The following is a 15,932-nucleotide window of genomic DNA, read 5'->3' as shown; positions in this document are numbered from 1 at the left end:
GGTCGATGACGGCAGGCAGGAAGCTCGCCGCGGCATCCCTGGCACTGTTCACGCTGACCGCCCTCCTCGCCGGCTGCGGCGACGGCAGCAGTGCGGAGCTGAAGACCGTCACCGTCTGGATGTACCCGGTGATTACCGACCCCGAGGCGAGTTCCGCGTACTGGAAGCACATTGAGAGGGACTTCGAGAAGGCCACGCCCGGCGTGCGGCTCACCGTCGAGCAGCAGCCGTGGGAATCCCGCGACCAGAAGATCGCCACCGGGTTGGGCAGTGGGGAAGGACCGGACGTCGTCTTGCTGACGCCCGATCAGATTTCCCAGTGGTCCGCCAGCGGCGCCATCAGCCCGGTGGACGGGGCACTCAAGGACAGCGCGGGCAAGTTCCTGCCCGCGGCCCTGGACGTGATGAAACACGATGGCGAGATATACGGCGCGCCCATCTATATGACCGTCACGACCACCATCTACAACAAGAGGCTGCTGAACGCCGCCGGTGTCACCACACCGCCCGCCACCTGGGACGAGATCAAGGCCGCAGCCCCCAAGCTGAAGAAGAACGGAGTCGCCCTCCTCGACTATTCCGCCGACAACGAGGCAACTCTGAACCTCAACTTTTATCCATTGCTGTGGCAGGCCGGCGGCAGCGTCTTCTCCGAAAACGGCAGGACGGTCGCCTTCAACAGCCCGGAGGGGGTCGAGGCGCTCACCTTCCTCACCGACCTCTACAAGGCGGGGTCGGTTCCTGAGTCGTCGATGACGAACAGCAACTTCCTCGACGGCCAGGCCCTTGGCAAGCAACAGGCAGCCATGGGCTACTCCGTCGTCCTGGCCGACGCGGACTGGGCCGCGGAATCCTGGGGTGCTGGGAATGTCGTGGTGGGCACCCCGCTCGGGGGCCCCGCCAGGGAGGTCGCGTTCGGGATTCCTGGCGCTCTCAGCGTCAACGCACAATCCGAGAACAGGGCGAGCGCGGACAAGTTCCTCGCCTTCATGACCCAGCCGGAGCAGATCAAGTCCCTGGGCAGAGCGAGCGGTTACTTCTCGCCGCGTGCCGATGTCATCGTGCCGAGTGATTCGCCGTTCACGAAGCAGTACCAAGCGGCGCTGGCGAATGTCTATCCCGGTGAGCCCCATCCGGCCGCACGCCGGCTGATGCTCCTGCTCGCGCCGGAAATCCAGGCGGCGCTGACGGGCAGGAAGAGTCCCAAAGAAGCTCTTGACTCGGCCGCCCGGACGGCCGACGACCTGCTGGCGCGGGAGCGCTGAGCAGAGCCGGGCGTGCGCAGGACTGGAGACCAGGGGCCCTTCTTCTTCCTCGTCCTCGTCGTCGTCCTCGTCATCAAGGAGAGCGGGGATTTTCAGCGGCTCGCCGGCCGGCTTTGTCGACGATGGCGGTGGAGACCCGGGTGGCCGTGGCGATCACCGTGTCCTTCGCCACGGCAGGTCCCCCCGAGGACTTGCCGCCCACGGAATAGCTGATTCCGGCTACATACCGGACGCCCCGGTAGGCAAGGGTGTCCGGGTCGAGCAGCACCTGCATGCTGTTGCGTTCGTCCGCGTGATCCCGGAAGTTGCCGTCGATGCCGATCACGATGGTTGCCCGTCCTGCCCCGTCGGTCACCTCGATCGGCTTGGTTGCTCCTTCAAGACCGAGGATGATCCGGTAGATCGCCCTGCTCCGGTCGGGCGCGATGACGGGGGAGCCGGAGAGAATCTCCACGATCTCGACGAAGTCCCGCTGGGCCTGGGTCAGGCGCTGCGCGCTGACGAGCCTGCTGGCGATGGACCGCTCGCGGATCATCGCCAGCGCGGTGTCCGGGTCGTCCGGGAGGTCGGCCACCAGGGCGTCCGAGAGCTGGGGCGGGAGCATCTCCCACCCTCCCTGGTAGTGGCCGTTCCACACGTCCACGTCATCCGGGTCCTTCGAGCTCTCGTCGGCCGTGGCCAGCGCTCCGCCGTCGTAGCGGATCCACTTGTCCTGGTACAGCGGCTTCGCGGGGATCGCCGCGCAGGGCTGCGAAGAGGGCCCCAGATCGAAGGAGCCGACCTCGCTGAACCCATAGGTGCTGGCTCCCGTGCCGCACTGCCACGTGTCCCACCGGACCCGCTGGTGCACCCACTGGCCCGGTTGGGGTGTGGACGTCGCGGATGGAGCGCCCCCGTGCGTCGACAGCAGTGTGGAAAGCAGGGACGCCGCCGTCACCGCGGCCGCCGCGCCGACTGCCGCGAGTTTCCACCTGCCGTGCCTGCGCCGCGGCCTGGCGATCACGTCCAGCAGCCGTTGCCGGGCCGGGGTGAGCCGGGCGTGGTCGGGCACGGGAACGTCCGCGCGCAGCTGCCGGACCGCTGCGATCTCATCCATGACCGGCCACCTCCTTGAGGTCGTATACGAGCGTGGGGTCCGCGCCACCCAGAGCGAAACGGACCTTTTTGCGGGCCCGGTTGAGGCGGGAGCGCACCGTGCCCACCGGGATGGACAGCGCTTCGGCGACTTCCTGGTAGCCGAGATCGGCCCAGGCGACCAGCAGCAGCACATGCCGGTCACCTGCCGACAGGCCGGCCAGGGCACCAGCGAGCGGACGCTGTACCGCCTGGGCCGTCATCCTGCTGTCGCACCGATCGGTCCAGGAATCGGCCACGGGGTCGTGGCCGCTGCGGGTCATCGCCCTGAGCGCCCGGACCTCGGCACGGCGCTGCTTTCCGATGAGGTTGGCGGCTATGCCGTAGAGCCAGGGCAGGGCGTGGGCACGGGTCAGGTCGTAGCGCGTACGCGTACGGAAGGCGGTCAGAAACGTTTCGGCGGTGATGTCCTCGGCCAGCCCCTCGCCGAGCCGACGGGCCGCATACCGATGGATGCAGGCGGCGTGCCGGTGGTAGAGCTCGCCGAAGAGCTCGGGCTGCTCCAGGGAGTCGGCGATGATGGAGGCATCCTCGTCAGGTCTGCCGGGCGGGCCGTCCACGCGCTCTCCCGTATCTGCTGGCCGTCGGGTACACCCGTTATTACCCGAAGCCCGCGAATGGGTTCATGGCGGTCGCCCCTGACCCGCGGAGACCCTGACCCGCGGAGGCCCTGGCGCGGGACGCCCCGACGCGGGGACGCCGGATGCCGGGAGCCGGGAGCCGGGTGGTGCGCAGGCCCGTGAACCCATTTGGTGGCTTCGGGTAAGTAGAGGTGTGAGGGGCGCGATTGATCACGGGTGATCGTGCGCATGCCGGGCCGTGAGGGCCGGGTGTGTGCCTGGGGGAGGGGAGTCTGTTGACATACCGCGCCTGCCGGACGGCGGTTGAGCAGAGGGCTGCTGGGGGTGTCTTCGACACCGTCTCGGCCGCCAATTGACTTGAGGGTCCCACGAAACATTGGACCCTGAATAATCCGCCGGCTTTTTTGGCGAACCATTTTCCTGTTGTTGCACCCAAGTGCCCGTCCATTCTTTCCGAATGGATGGCGCTTGGTTTTTTTTGTGTTCTGTCCGATCGGCTGAAATTCCGCCCACGTGGGAATGGCTCAATATCTTCTCCTGGGCGGGCTGCAGGAACGCATACTCTGACCATCGTCGTGATCGATCCCGGCGCGACGATTCCCCCCGAAGGTTATTCCGGAGGAAACATGCGTAAGCTGAAGACTGCCGTAGGCGTAATGGCCGCTGCCGCGGCGGTGGTTGCCGTGGCGGCAGCGCCCGCTCTGGCGGCGGGGGAGACCAATGAATGGACCATGTACTACGGCAATTCGACGGCCAAGGGGACCAACGCGTGGTCCGAACAGTCTGTGGGTATCGCCGGGAATCACTATATTCCCAGTGGTGCCAACCAGTGCCGACGAATCTACGCCGTCGGGCTGACCGTCGCTTATGTTCCCATAGGGGAGGATGGTTCGAGCGCTTGGAAGTGCTTTGAAGGTGTCCACCCGGTGAGCGTTCCGGTGAGAACGACCACAGATGGCGGCCCCGCCTGGGTCCTCATCAGGTGGGAGCAGAAGGCGACCGCAGCCACCCCCGACAGCGCCCGGACCGTAATCGGCCACCGCTATTGCAAAAGGTCCAGCTTCGACTGCTTCGTCTGACGATCTCTGATCGCGGGCTATTGACCTCGATCTTGCGCGCGGGTCCGTCAGCTTTTCGGCTGACGGACCCTTCGCGTAAACCGCCAGGCATGCTCTCGCCGTTTTCGCGGTAGCTGTACTGGCGGAGGCCACCTCGACGCGTGGCTGCGCGAACTCGACGAACTCGCCCACCGCGGCCGGGTCACCCCCGGTTCCGGGACGTTGTGCCAGCTCGATCCGATGGGCCACGCCTCGTAACGGTCGGGTCCGAAACTCGATGCCGTGCAGGTCGGTTTGCCGACATCCACCATCATCGGCCGGCCGTCGAGTGCGACCCAGTGGCCGCCCTTGACGCGACGCTTCCGTCGTCGGGCAGCACTGCGAGGCAGTGATCGAGCCCTTGAGCTACCGAGGAGCTACCGAGGAGTTACCGAGGAGCTTCGGATGATCAGGTCGGGCAGGACCAGGACGCGCTGGGCCGGGCGACGCTTGCCCTCCATCAGGCGGGAGACCATCATCTCGACGGCCACCCGTCCCACGCGCGCCTTCTGCGGCCGGATCGCGGTCATCGCGGGTTCGGCCAGGTGCGCCACCTCGTCGTCGTAGCTGACCATCGCCATGTCGCCGGGGATGGAAACACCCTGTTCCGCAAGGTATTGGGCGATGGACATCGCGTCGGGGTCGCTGTGCACGATCAGTGCGGTGATGCCCGACCTGCGGCAGCGGTCGAGGATACCGCTGATGATGTCGCGGTGGCCGGGCACATCCAGGCTCAGGCTCTCCCTGACCACGAAATCACCTGGCAGACCCAGCTCTGTGCACGCGCGCGTCCACCCGACGTCGAGGTGCGCCGAGGTAGGGCTGCCCTTGGACAGCACCAGACCGATCCTGCGGTGCCCGTGCTCGTGCAGATGGCGCACAGCCATCTCCATGCCCAGGGCGTGGTCGCTGCGCACCCACTCCAACTGGCGCGGGGTCGCGGTCCAGTGCGGTGTCTGACGCTCGACCAGGATGGTCGGCACCGGAAGCCGGCCGATCCAGTCGATCATCTGGTCGACGCCGTCGTCCTCCAGGTTGGGTGCCAGCAACAACCCCTGCACCTGTTGCGCGGCGGTCAGCCGGGTGATCTGCCGACGGTCTTCAGCCGGGTCGTAACTCGACCCCCGCAGCTGGATGTTGACGCCGAGCGCGGCGGCCGCGGTGCGTGCGCCGCTGACAATCTGCGGCCAGTAGTAGTCCAGCGATGGTACGACGATGCCGATGGTGAAGGGGGCCGCTCCGGTGCGCTGACGACGCAGCGGTGCCGGTGAAGGGTCCAGGTCGGTCGGCAGGGTAGCGCCTCCGTGCACCTTGGTGAGCAGGCCGCGCTCGGCGAGAGCGACGATGTCCCGCCGGATGGTGAGCTCGCTGACCTCCAGGGTCTGCGCCAGGTCGCGGACCCGTACGGCGCCGTGCCGGCGCAACTCCTCCATGACACGTTCCCTGCGCTGCAGGGCGAAGAGCCGGTCGTCGGCCATGAGCGCCACTCTCTCTGTCCCGCTGTTCGTATCTGAACGTTTGGTTTCGTATCTGTGTCACCACTAGTGGTTCAGGTCCATTTGAGACTATCTCTGTCCTCACGTCTTCGAAACGGAACGTGTCCTTAACCCGTCTGTTCGATTACGTGTCTGTCTGTTAATCCCTCCAGGAAGGACCTGAGACTCAATGCCGACGAGGCCGCACGCGCTGGTCGTGATGAGCAGGCCGAGCTTCGAAGCACACTTCGACGCCGACCGGATTGCGCGGCTCGCGGACTTGGCGGCCCTGGGTGAACCGCTCTGGACCGACGAGCTCGACAGCGACCTCGTACGCAAGCGCCTCGCCGAGGTCGAGGTGCTGGTGACCTCGTGGGGAGCGCCGCGGCTCACCCCGGAGCGGCTGGCGGCGGCACCGGCTCTCCGTGCCGTACTGCACTGCGCGGGCAGTGTGCGAGGACTGGTCGACGACGAGGTCTACCGGCGCGGGATCAGTGTCTCGAGCGGCGCCGACGCCAACGCGACACCCGTCGCCGAGTACACCCTGGCGGCCATCATCTTCGCCGGGAAGAAGGCACCCTTTCTCGCCGCCGATGAACAACGGGCCTACGGCGGCTGGGGATCGGTCAAGGGTTACGGAGACCTGTCCAACTACGGCCGTACGGTCGGCATCGTCGGCTTCTCCCGGATCGGCCGCAAGGTCGTCGACCTGCTCCGCGTACTGGGAGGTACGACCTGCCTCGTCGCGGACCCGCACGCCGATCCCGAAGAGGTCGCACGCGCCGGTGCCACGCTGGTCGACCTGGAGGAACTCCTGCCCCGGGTGGACGTGCTGTCACTGCACGCCCCGGAACTCCGGGAGACCCGGCACCTGATCGGCGCGGAGCAGCTTCGGCTTCTGCCCGACCACGCGACGGTCATCAACACCGCGCGCGGCAGTCTCATCGACTCCGACGCCCTGGCCGCCGAATGCCTCTCCGGGCGCCTCTTCGCCATCCTCGACGTCACCGACCCGGAGCCGCTTCCGGCTCAGTCCCCGCTGCGGGGTCTGGGCCGGGTCATGGTCACACCCCATGTGGCAGGATCGCTCGGCACCGAGATCGGCCGGCTGACCGATCACGCCCTGGACGAACTGGTCCGCTGGACCACCCGACAGCCGCTCTCGGCGGAGATCACCGCGAAGAGCTGGGCGCAGGGCCTGAGTGCCTGACCGCCCCCAGCCCCCCACGCACACACATCACCGAAATCGAAGGAGCCGCACCATGAGAAAGACCACCGTACGAGTGCTGCCTGTGGCGCTCGCCGTTGCCCTGTTCGGTGTCGCGGGCTGTAGCGGTAGTGAGGGGTCCGGGACGACCTCCGACGGCAAAACGATCGTCAAGATCGCGCTGTGGAACTACGAGACCACCCCGGAGTTCAAGGCGCTGATCGACGGCTTCGAGGCCAAGAACTCGAAGATCGACATCCAGCCCGTCGACATCCTCGCCGACGACTACTCGGACAAGGTCACCACCATGCTGGCCGGCGGTGACACCACCGACGTGCTCACCATGAAGAACGTCACCGACTACGCCAGGTACGGCACCCGCGGCCAGCTCATGCCGCTCACCGACGAGGTCAACAAGCTGAAGAAGGCGTCGTACGCGGGACTCGAGAACTTCGACCTCAAGGGTGAGTACTACGCGCTGCCCTACCGCCAGGACTTCTGGGTGCTCTATTACAACAAGGCCATGGTCGGCAAGGAAGACCTGTCCAAGCTGACGTGGACCGACTACCAGGCTCTGGCCAAGAAGCTCACCAAGGGCTCGGGATCGTCCAAGGTCTACGGCGCCTACCAGCACACCTGGCGCTCGGTGGTCCATGCGATCGCCTCCGCGCAGACCGGCGGGGACCAGCTCGGCGGTGACTACGGCTTCCTGAAGGATCAGTACGCGGTCGCCAACAACCTGGAGAAGTCCGGCGCCGCGCTGCCGTTCGCGACCGCCATCAGCCAGAAGATCACGTACGACTCCCAGCTCACCACCGGCAAGGCCGCGATGGTGCCCATGGGCACCTGGTGGGGCGCCCGCCTCATAGGCGACAAGGCGGCGGGCAAGCACGCGATCGACTGGGGCATGGCTCCGATGCCTCAGATCGCCGCCGACGGCAAGACGGTGACCTTCGGCTCGCCGACAGCCTTCGCCGTCAACAAGAAGTCGGGCAACGCCGACGCGGCCAAGAAGTTCGTGGAGTGGGCCTCGGGTCCCGAAGGCGCCGCGGCCGTTGCCAAGATCGGCATCGTGCCGTCGTACACCGACGCCGCGATCACCGATGCCTTCTTCGCGGTGAAGGGCATGCCCACCGATGCCCTGTCCCGGCAGGCCATGAAGCCCTCCAAGGTGCAGTTGGAGATGCCGGTCAGCGACAAGGCCTCCGACATCGACTTGATCCTCAAGGAGGAGCACGAGATCGTGATGTCCGGTGAGAAGTCGGCGGACAAGGGCATCGCTGAGATGAACCGTCGCGTGAAGAACGACGTCCAGTGACATCGGTCTCCGCGACGAACGCCGCCGCCGTCAAACGGCGGCGGCGGCGCAGCGCACTGGTCGGCTGGAGCTTCATCCTGCCCAACTTCATCGGCTTCGCGGCCCTGACGCTCATACCGGTCATCGGCGCCTTTGTGATCGCCTTCACCAACTGGGACTCCTACTCGACCCCCCAGTGGATCGGGTTCGACAACTTCGAGCGGATGGCGCAGGACGACAACTTCTGGACCGCGGTAAAGAACACCACCTGGTACGCGGTGGGACACATCCCGCTCACCCTGGCGGCCTCCCTCGGCCTCGCCGTTGTCCTCAACCAGAAGCTCCGCGGGGTCGGACTCCTGCGCACGGCCTTCTTCTTCCCGTACATCACCTCGCTGGTGGCGGTGGCCGTGGTCTGGAACATGCTGCTGAGCCCCGACGTCGGTCCGGTGAACCAGCTGCTGAAGTACATCGGAGTGGCGAACCCCCCGGGGTGGACGACGTCCTCGGACTGGTCGCTGCCCGCGATCGTCCTGACCAGCGTGTGGCGGGACATGGGCTACTACATGGTGCTCTTCCTCGCCGGCCTGCAGACCGTGCCTCCCGAGCTGTACGAAGCGGCGCGCGTCGACGGCGCGGGAGCGTGGAAGCGCTTCTGGCACGTCACCCTCCCGGGCCTGCGTCCCACCACCTTCTTCGTGCTGATGATGCTCACCATCTCCAGCTTCAAGATCTTCGACCTGGTGCAGGTGATGACCGAGGGCGGGCCCGGCCGCTCGTCGCTGGTGCTCTCTCAGCTGATCTTCCGTGAGGGCATCACCCAAGGACGCTTCGGCTACTCCTCGGCCATCTCCCTGGCCCTCTTCGCGATCGTCCTGGTCATCACACTCGTCCAGTTCCAATTCCAGCGCAGGAGCGAGCGATGAACACGACCGTCGTGAGAAAGGACAGTCCGCCCGCCGGCACGGCACCACGCCTGCCGGGTGCCGACGACCAGGCGAACCGCCCCCGCGGCGGGGGGATTCGCCGGGTGGCGGGCCGCGCGGCGCTCTACACGAGCCTTGTCGTCCTGGCCGCGGTGATCCTGCTGCCGTTCGCCTGGATGCTGATCTCCTCGGTCAAGGCCGACAGCGATGTGTTCACGGTGCCGATCGAGTGGATCCCCACGAGCTACCACTGGGACAACTTCGTCGACATCTGGACGGACATCCCGCTGGCGACCTACCTGGGGAACTCGCTGTTCCTCAGCGTCGTCATCACGTTCCTTCAGGTGCTCACGGGCAGCTTCGCCGCCTACGGCTTCGCCAAGGTGCGCTTCCCGGGGCGCGACGTGCTGTTCATGGGGTACATCGCCACCATCGCCGTGCCCTGGCAGGCGTACATGATCCCGCAGTACATCATCATGCAGGAAGTCGGACTGGTGAACAGCCACTGGTCCTTGATCCTGCTCCAGGCGTTCGGCGCCTTCGGCGTCTTCCTGATGCGGCAGTTCTATCTGACCATCCCGGAGGAGATGAGCGAGGCCGCGCGCCTCGACGGTCTCAGCGAGTACGGCATTTGGGCCCGCATCATCCTGCCGTTGTCCAAGCCCGCCCTCGCGAGTCTCGCGCTGCTGACGTTCGTCAACACCTGGAACGACTACATGGGCCCGTTCATCTATCTGACCGACAACAACCTGTGGACGGTCCAGCTCGGCCTGCGCTCGTTCGTCGGTCAGTACGACGCGCAGTACGCGATGATCATGACCGGCTCGGTGCTCTCCGTCCTGCCGATCCTCGTGATCTTCCTGTTCGGCCAGCGTTACTTCGTACGCGGCATCGCCACCAGCGGAATGAAGGGATGAGGTCCCCGCGATGAGCAGCATGCCGAACGCCGCCTCCGGCCGACGCCCCCGCCTCAACGTCGCGTACGGATCGTGGGACCTCATCTGGTCCCACGTCCACCGGGTGCTTGTGGTCAACCTCGGTCTGGCGGCGGCGAACCTGCCGCTATTCGCGGCGCTGCAAGCCACCCAACAGCCGTGGCGGCACCCCTTCGTGTTCCTGCTGCTCTCCCTGAGTATCGGCCCGTCGCTTGCGGCCGCTTTCGCCTACCTCGGGCGGGCTACCGAGGACGATCGCGCGCCCGTCGCGGACTACTTCCGCGCCTACCGGCGTCTCTTTCCGCGGGCCATGGCCATGTGGGCGCCCTTCGCGGTCCTCGCGGGGGCCGCCGCGGCGGACGCCGTACTGCTCCGGAACACCGCTGTGGGGCTGGCCCTTGTACCGGCGCTTGCCGTACTGGCCCTCGTCGCCGGGAACGCGGGGGTGGTGGCCATGGCCCACCTGGCCGGCGACGACTCGGTCCGGGTCGGGTGGCGTAGCGCCCTGGCCGCCCTCTACGCCCTCACCCGGCGCTGGGGGCTCGCGCTCATGAATCTCGGGCTGCTCGCGCTTGCCGTGGTGCTCGTCAACCAAGGCCCGCTGATGGGGCTGGCGGTCCTGCCGGGGTGCGTCCTGTTCGTGGTCTGGCGCAACACCGGCGCCATGCTCGACGCGGTGCTTCCGGGGTCCCGGGGCTCGGAGCCGGATACTGACCGTCCCGGTACTCCCGCCCGGGAAACATAGGACGCTTGAGCGGGCGCGGCCCGGGCGTGGGAACGTCCCCCGGTGCGGTCCGGGGGCGGCGACCTCGGGCAGCCGTGCGGGCGGGAATGTATCGGCTCGGGCTCGCGCATGCTCCCGCCTTTGCGCGGTAGCTGTACTGGCGGAGGCCACCGACCGGTGACAAGGCGGTCGGCGCACGGATGTGCCGTGGAGGACATCATGGCCAAGGACATCAGGTATCACCGCGTCTACGACGAAACCTCGTCCGAGGACGGCATCCGGGTCCTTGTGGACCGGGTCTGGCCGCGCGGGCTGCGGAAGGACGACGCCCACCTCGACGCGTGGCTGCGCGACGTCGCCCCGTCCACCGAACTCCGCCGCTGGTACGCGCACGATCCCGAGCGGTACGAGGAGTTCCGCCGACGCTACCTCGCCGAACTGCGCGACCCCGAGCATCAACAGGCGCTGCGCGAACTCGACGAACTCGCCCACCGCGGCCGGGTCACCCTGCTCACGGCCACCCGCGACGTCGACCACAGCCAGGCCGCCGTGCTTGCCGACCGGCTTTCCCGCCGGAGCCGCACGACTGGGGATACCTCCCACCCAAGCCGCTAGGACCTGTCCGGGCGATCTTGCAGGGCTTGTGCGATCAGGTCGTGGACCAGGAATTCTCCGGGCGCGCGGTTCTCCCGGAGGCGAGCGAGGCTGTCGGTGCCGAACCAGTCGTAGGCGGAGTGCTTCGACCATTCCAGGGCGGGATGGTCCAAGTCGCCGTCGACCTCTACGAGATAGTCGGCCTCATGACGCAGTCCAGCGCCGTCATCTCCGGTCCAGGTGCTGGTGCCGAGGAATCGCCGAACGTGGCGGAGGCGCCAGCCGGTCTCCTCCTCGACCTCGCGCGCGAGAGCGTCCAGGAGGGTTTCCCCGGCCTCGACGTGGCCGCCCACGATGTCCCACGTGTCGGGAAAGAGGCGGCGGCCCGGGCTTCGCTTCTGGGCGAACGCCTCGCCGTCGTGGTTGAGGATGACCGCGCCGACGGTCCATACCTCGCCGGGCGCGGGAACGGGCACCTTGACGTCATGGTTCACGGTGAATGACCGGTTTTCCGGCATACCCGACAGCGTAGGGTCCATGGTCATGCCTCTCGCAGCACCGGAGCAGGGCGCTCCCCGGAACCCCGGACGATCAGTCGCGTGGGGACCGTGATGGTGAGAGCGCGGGAGCGGTCGCTGTCCAGGCGGGCCAGGGCGGTTGTCGCTGCCGTTCTGCCGATTTCTTCGGCGTTCTGGGCGACGACGGTCAGGGCCGGTTCGAGTGCCTCGGCGAGGGCCACGTCGTCGAAGGCGACGACGGCGACGTCCTTGCGATCGTTGCGGGCGAGTTCGGTGACGATTCCCAGCGCGACGATATTGTTGCCGGCGAACAGGGCGGTGGGGGGATCAGCCAGGCCCAGCAGCTGGGACGTGGCGGCGGAAGCCCCGTGCTGGTCGTGGGCGTTGGTGACCAGGGAGCGGTCGTAGGGGAGGCCGGCTTCCTGCAGGGCCGCGCGGTATCCGGCCAGGCGCTCGCGGCGTGTGTAGAGCTTGGTGGGAAGGTCGCCGATGAAGCCGATGCGCCGGTGGCCGTGGGCGATCAGGTGGGCGACACCGTCGAGGGCGCCTGCGCGGTTGGAGCTGACGACGTTGTCCGTGGAGAGACCCACCCCCGGGCGGTCGAGGAAGACGACGGGCAGGCCGGCGGCGCGGTGGGTCTTGAGGTGGGAGTGGTCGGCGCCGACGGACGGCACGACCATCAGGATGCTGATGCGGCGGGCGAGGAACTTGTCCGTCAGTGCGCGTTCGCGGTCGGGATCGTCCGCGGAGGATCCCATGAGCAGGGTCAGGCCGCGGTGGCGGACGGTGTCCTCGATGCTCCGGGCCACGGCTCCGAAGAAGGGGTTGCCGAGGTCGGGGATGACCAGTCCGATGGTGGTGTCGGGTCCGCCGACGCGGATGTTGCGGGCCATGAGGTTCGGCTGGAAGCCGAGCTTGGCCACGGCGGCCAGGACCTGTTCCCTGGTCTGGGCTGAGGCGGGTCCGTCTTCGTTGAGGACGCGGGAGACGGTCTTGGCGCTGACGCCCACTTCGCGGGCGACGTCGGCCAGGGTGGGGCGGCGATTCGCAGCCATGGAGGAAACGGTCTCCTGTGCTCGTCGGTTCCGGCCACGGCCCGAGCCGGAACCTGTGAGTGCTTCAGTCGTACATCAGTTGTCCTGGACGTCAGTTGGCCTCGACGCCAGCGGCCTTCGCCGCCTTGGAATCCGCCACAACAGTATCTCCGGCCTCATCGACGGTGAGCGCGCCGGTCATGATGGCGACGACCTCTGCCATGGAGTAGTCGGAGGGCTTGATCACGGCAGCGCGCCGGCCCAGCCGGTGGACGTGGATCCGGTCGGCGATCTCGAAGACGTGCGGCATGTTGTGGCTGATCAGGACGACGGGCATGCCCTTGTCCCGGACGCGGCGGACGAGGTCCAGGACCTGACCCGATTCCTTGACACCGAGGGCGGCGGTGGGTTCGTCCATGACGACGACGCTGCGGGCCCAGGCGACGGAACGGGCGACCGCGACGGCCTGCCGCTGTCCACCGGAGAGCGTCTCGACCGACTGCGTCAGCGAGCGCAGGCCGATCTTCAGGTCGGCCATGTGCCCGGCGGCCTCCTCGCGCATACGCTTCTTGTCCAGCATGCGGAAGACACTGCCGAGGACGCCGGGGCGGCGAACTTCCCGCCCGAGGAACATGTTCGAGGCGATGTCCATGGAAGCGGCCACGGCAAGGTCCTGATAGACCGTCTCGATGCCGTGGGCGCGCGCACTCTGCGGCCCGGAGAACTGGATCGGTTTGCCGTTGAGCCGTATCTCACCCGCGTCGGGGACCAGCGCGCCGGTGAGCGCCTTGATCAGGCTGGTCTTGCCGGCTCCGTTGTCGCCGATGACCGCGAGGACCTCGCCCGGCAGCAGGTCGAAGTCGGCGCCGTCGATGGCGGTGACGTGGCCGTAGCGCTTGACCAGACCGCGGGCCTGCAGCACAGGGGTGGGGGAGGAGGTGGCAGTCATCGGGACTTCTTCCGGGAGATCTGGTCGATGGTCACCGCGAGGATCACCAGGACTCCGGTGATCAGGGTCTGGTAGATGGAGGCGACGCCCATCAGCTGCAGGCCGTTGCGGAAGACGCCGACGATGAGGACGCCGATGAAGGTGCCCAGGACGGAACCGCGTCCGCCGAAGAGACTCGTGCCGCCGAGGACCACGGCGGTGATGCTGTCGAGGTTGTCGGTCTGTCCCGCTTGGGGGTCGCCGACTCCGGTGCGGGAGATGAGCAGCAGGGCGGCGATGCCGTAGAGGAGACCGGCCACGGTGTAGACCCCGATGGTCAGCCGGGAGGTGCGGATGCCGTTCAGCCGCGCCGCTTCCGGGCTGTCGCCCAGCGCGTGGACGTGCCGGCCCCAACCGGTGCTGCTCAGCGCATAGGCGAGAAGGAGGAACAGGGCGATGGTGACCAGGGAGCCGTAGGTGATGTCGGTGTGGCCGAGCGGGAAGGTCTGCCCGAGGGCCGTCAGCGGGCCGGGCAGGTTGCTGACCGTCTGCTCCTCGGAGTAGATGTGGGTCAGCGCGAACGCCACGTTGAGCATGCCGAGGGTGACGATGAACGGCGGCAGCGGGATCTTCTGCACCAGCAGCCCGTTGAGCAGCCCGAAGCCGCCGCAGACGACCAGGCCCAGAGCGATGGCGGCGAGCGGGGGCAGGGAGCCCTCGGCAGCCATCTTGGCGATCACGATGCTGCCGAACGCCATCACGGCACCGCACGACAGGTCGATGCCCGCGGTGAGGATGATCAGGGTCTGTCCGATGGCGAGCGTGCCGACGACCATGACCTGCTGCACGATCAGCGAGAAGTTGCCGCCCGTGAGGAACTGGTCAGTCGAGAGGGAGAAGAAGGCGCAGGCCAGGAGGAGGGCGGCCAGCGGGCCGGTGGTCGGTGCCGCGAGCAGTCTGCGGGCCGTGGTCGGTGCTTTGAGCTCGGCGTACGGCGTCGTGGCTGTCATGCGAAGTCCTTGTCGGAAGACAGAAGTCGTTGTCCGTCGTTGTCAGTCCTTGTCGGAGGACAAGAGGACGAGGGGGCGGCCGTCCCCCGGTCGGGGAGTAGGGGCCGGCCGCCCAGCGGAGGGGAGAGGCGGAGTCGTACGGTCCTCGGGGCAGCTCAGCCCCAGCAGTTCTCCAGGCCGTAGACGGTGTCCTTGGACGTGACCCCGGCCTGCGCCTTGTCGGAGATCAGAGTGACGCCCGTGTCGGTGTAACCGGACGCCTTCTTGCCGTCCTTGGCGAACGTCACGACAGCCTTGACGCCCTCGGCGGCCATCTTCAGCGGGTACTGCTGTGAGGTGGCGGCGATCTTGCCGTCCTTGACCGCCTGCGTCCCGGTGCAGCCGCCGTCGACGGAGACGATCAGGACGTCCTTCTCCCGGCCCTTGGCCTTGAGCGCGGTGTACGCGCCGAGTGCGGCCGGTTCGTTGATGGTGTAGACGACGTTGATGCCGGGCTCCTTCTGGAGGCAGTTCTCCATCGCCGTCTGGCCCTTGGCCTGGTCGCCTCCGGTGTCCTGGGAGCAGACGACCGCCGGGTCCTTCTCCTCGATGCCGAAGCCCTTCAGGAAGCCGTTGTGCCGCTGGACGCCGACGGACACGCCCGGCGCGAGGTCGAGGGTGGCTATCTTGGCGGCCTTGCCCTTCATCACTGCCTTGGCGTACTCGCCGATCAGCTCGCCGGCCTTGAGGTTGTCGGTGGCGAAGAGGGCGTCGACCGCGCTGTCCGGCTCGGTCGGGGTGTCCAGGGCGATGACCAGGACGCCCTTGGCGCGGGCCTTCGCGATCGCGGGCACGATGGCCTTGGAGTCGCTCGGGGTGATCAGGATGCCCTTCACGCCGGCGGCGACCATGTTCTCGATGGCCGTGATCTGACCGGCGTTGTCGCCGTCGAACTTGCCGGCCGCGGTCATCAGCTTGACGCCCTCGGTCTTCGCGGCCTTCTCCGCGCCCTCCTTCATCTTCACGAAGAACGGATTGGTGTCGGTCTTCGTGATCAGACCGACCTTGACGTCGCCCGAACCGGAGCCGGCGGAACCGGAACCGGAGCCGGAGCCGGATCCGCAGGCCGTCAGGGTGAGGGCGGCGATGCCCGTGCACGCAGCGGCTCTGAGGAGGGAAACGGGCAGACGAGTGGTGCGAGACATGAACGACTCCTGCGGGGTCACGA

General features: G+C 67.4%; 16 protein-coding genes. 8 read left to right on the top strand and 8 right to left on the bottom strand.

What is annotated here, in order from left to right; genetic code table 11:
- The first annotated feature begins 5 nt into the window (after nucleotides 1–5).
- Nucleotides 6–1,265 (top strand): ABC transporter substrate-binding protein, encoded by a 1,260-nt coding sequence (locus tag ACIHCQ_RS12500; RefSeq protein WP_399661012.1) that lies wholly within the window; start codon nucleotides 6–8, stop codon nucleotides 1,263–1,265.
- Between the two features lie 73 nt (nucleotides 1,266–1,338).
- Here ACIHCQ_RS12500 and ACIHCQ_RS12495 read toward each other — a convergent pair whose 3' ends face one another.
- Both ACIHCQ_RS12495 and ACIHCQ_RS12490 read right to left on the bottom strand, forming a co-directional pair.
- Nucleotides 1,339–2,361, bottom strand: coding sequence for a hypothetical protein (locus ACIHCQ_RS12495; protein WP_399661010.1), 1,023 nt, complete (start codon nucleotides 2,359–2,361; stop codon nucleotides 1,339–1,341).
- A complete protein-coding gene (locus ACIHCQ_RS12490) occupies nucleotides 2,354–2,959 on the bottom strand; it encodes an RNA polymerase sigma factor (RefSeq protein WP_399661008.1) in 606 nt (201 codons plus the stop codon). Before ACIHCQ_RS12490 ends, ACIHCQ_RS12495 begins: the two co-directional genes overlap by 8 nt.
- 596 nt (nucleotides 2,960–3,555) lie before the next feature.
- Between ACIHCQ_RS12490 and ACIHCQ_RS12485 the strand changes: the two genes are divergently transcribed.
- Entirely contained in the window at nucleotides 3,556–4,059 is a 504-nt protein-coding gene (locus tag ACIHCQ_RS12485) for a hypothetical protein (RefSeq protein ID WP_399661006.1), read from the top strand.
- 395 nt (nucleotides 4,060–4,454) lie between these two features.
- Here the strand turns inward: ACIHCQ_RS12485 and ACIHCQ_RS12480 are convergent, their stop codons facing one another.
- On the bottom strand, nucleotides 4,455–5,555 hold the full coding sequence (locus tag ACIHCQ_RS12480) for a substrate-binding domain-containing protein (protein WP_399661004.1): 1,101 nt from the start codon (nucleotides 5,553–5,555) through the stop codon (nucleotides 4,455–4,457).
- 187 nt (nucleotides 5,556–5,742) lie between these two features.
- Between ACIHCQ_RS12480 and ACIHCQ_RS12475 the strand changes: the two genes are divergently transcribed.
- The 6 genes from ACIHCQ_RS12475 (at nucleotide 5,743) to ACIHCQ_RS12450 (ending at nucleotide 11,256) form a co-directional block, all read left to right on the top strand.
- The gene (locus ACIHCQ_RS12475) at nucleotides 5,743–6,762 is read left to right on the top strand and encodes a hydroxyacid dehydrogenase (RefSeq protein WP_399661002.1); all 1,020 of its coding nucleotides are present in this window, start codon (nucleotides 5,743–5,745) and stop codon (nucleotides 6,760–6,762) included.
- 52 nt (nucleotides 6,763–6,814) lie between these two features.
- Nucleotides 6,815–8,077: an extracellular solute-binding protein gene (locus tag ACIHCQ_RS12470; RefSeq protein WP_399661000.1), complete on the top strand. Its 1,263-nt coding sequence runs from the start codon at nucleotides 6,815–6,817 to the stop codon at nucleotides 8,075–8,077.
- The gene (locus tag ACIHCQ_RS12465; RefSeq protein WP_399660998.1) at nucleotides 8,074–8,982 is read left to right on the top strand and encodes a carbohydrate ABC transporter permease; all 909 of its coding nucleotides are present in this window, start codon (nucleotides 8,074–8,076) and stop codon (nucleotides 8,980–8,982) included. The genes ACIHCQ_RS12470 and ACIHCQ_RS12465 overlap by 4 nt, the downstream gene beginning before the upstream one ends.
- Nucleotides 8,979–9,899 carry a carbohydrate ABC transporter permease gene (locus ACIHCQ_RS12460; RefSeq protein ID WP_399660996.1) on the top strand — a complete coding sequence of 307 codons (921 nt, stop codon included), beginning with the start codon at nucleotides 8,979–8,981 and terminating at the stop codon, nucleotides 9,897–9,899. Before ACIHCQ_RS12465 ends, ACIHCQ_RS12460 begins: the two co-directional genes overlap by 4 nt.
- A 10-nt stretch (nucleotides 9,900–9,909) precedes the next feature.
- Nucleotides 9,910–10,662, top strand: a complete 753-nt coding sequence (locus tag ACIHCQ_RS12455; protein ID WP_399660994.1) for a hypothetical protein — start codon at nucleotides 9,910–9,912, stop codon at nucleotides 10,660–10,662.
- A 198-nt stretch (nucleotides 10,663–10,860) separates the two neighbouring features.
- Nucleotides 10,861–11,256, top strand: a complete 396-nt coding sequence (locus tag ACIHCQ_RS12450; protein ID WP_399661442.1) for a DUF488 domain-containing protein — start codon at nucleotides 10,861–10,863, stop codon at nucleotides 11,254–11,256.
- Here the strand turns inward: ACIHCQ_RS12450 and ACIHCQ_RS12445 are convergent.
- The 5 genes from ACIHCQ_RS12445 to ACIHCQ_RS12425 all read right to left on the bottom strand — a co-directional run bounded on the left by ACIHCQ_RS12445 (nucleotide 11,253) and on the right by ACIHCQ_RS12425 (nucleotide 15,909).
- A complete protein-coding gene (locus ACIHCQ_RS12445) occupies nucleotides 11,253–11,753 on the bottom strand; it encodes an NUDIX hydrolase (RefSeq protein WP_399660992.1) in 501 nt (166 codons plus the stop codon). The genes ACIHCQ_RS12450 and ACIHCQ_RS12445 overlap by 4 nt on opposite strands.
- 23 nt (nucleotides 11,754–11,776) lie before the next feature.
- Entirely contained in the window at nucleotides 11,777–12,808 is a 1,032-nt protein-coding gene (locus ACIHCQ_RS12440) for a LacI family DNA-binding transcriptional regulator (protein WP_399660990.1), read from the bottom strand.
- A gap of 91 nt (nucleotides 12,809–12,899) precedes the next feature.
- On the bottom strand, nucleotides 12,900–13,736 hold the full coding sequence (locus tag ACIHCQ_RS12435; RefSeq protein ID WP_399660988.1) for an ATP-binding cassette domain-containing protein: 837 nt from the start codon (nucleotides 13,734–13,736) through the stop codon (nucleotides 12,900–12,902).
- Complete coding sequence (locus tag ACIHCQ_RS12430; protein ID WP_399660986.1) at nucleotides 13,733–14,725, bottom strand: ABC transporter permease; 993 nt, start codon at nucleotides 14,723–14,725, stop codon at nucleotides 13,733–13,735. Before ACIHCQ_RS12430 ends, ACIHCQ_RS12435 begins: the two co-directional genes overlap by 4 nt.
- Before the next feature lie 155 nt (nucleotides 14,726–14,880).
- On the bottom strand, nucleotides 14,881–15,909 hold the full coding sequence (locus ACIHCQ_RS12425) for a sugar ABC transporter substrate-binding protein (protein ID WP_399660985.1): 1,029 nt from the start codon (nucleotides 15,907–15,909) through the stop codon (nucleotides 14,881–14,883).
- Nucleotides 15,910–15,932: the final 23 nt, after the last annotated feature.

Origin of the sequence: Streptomyces sp. NPDC052236 (assembly GCF_044548015.1) — a bacterium.
Taxonomy (GTDB): domain Bacteria; phylum Actinomycetota; class Actinomycetes; order Streptomycetales; family Streptomycetaceae; genus Streptomyces.
This window is presented reverse-complemented; position numbering and strand designations above follow the sequence as displayed.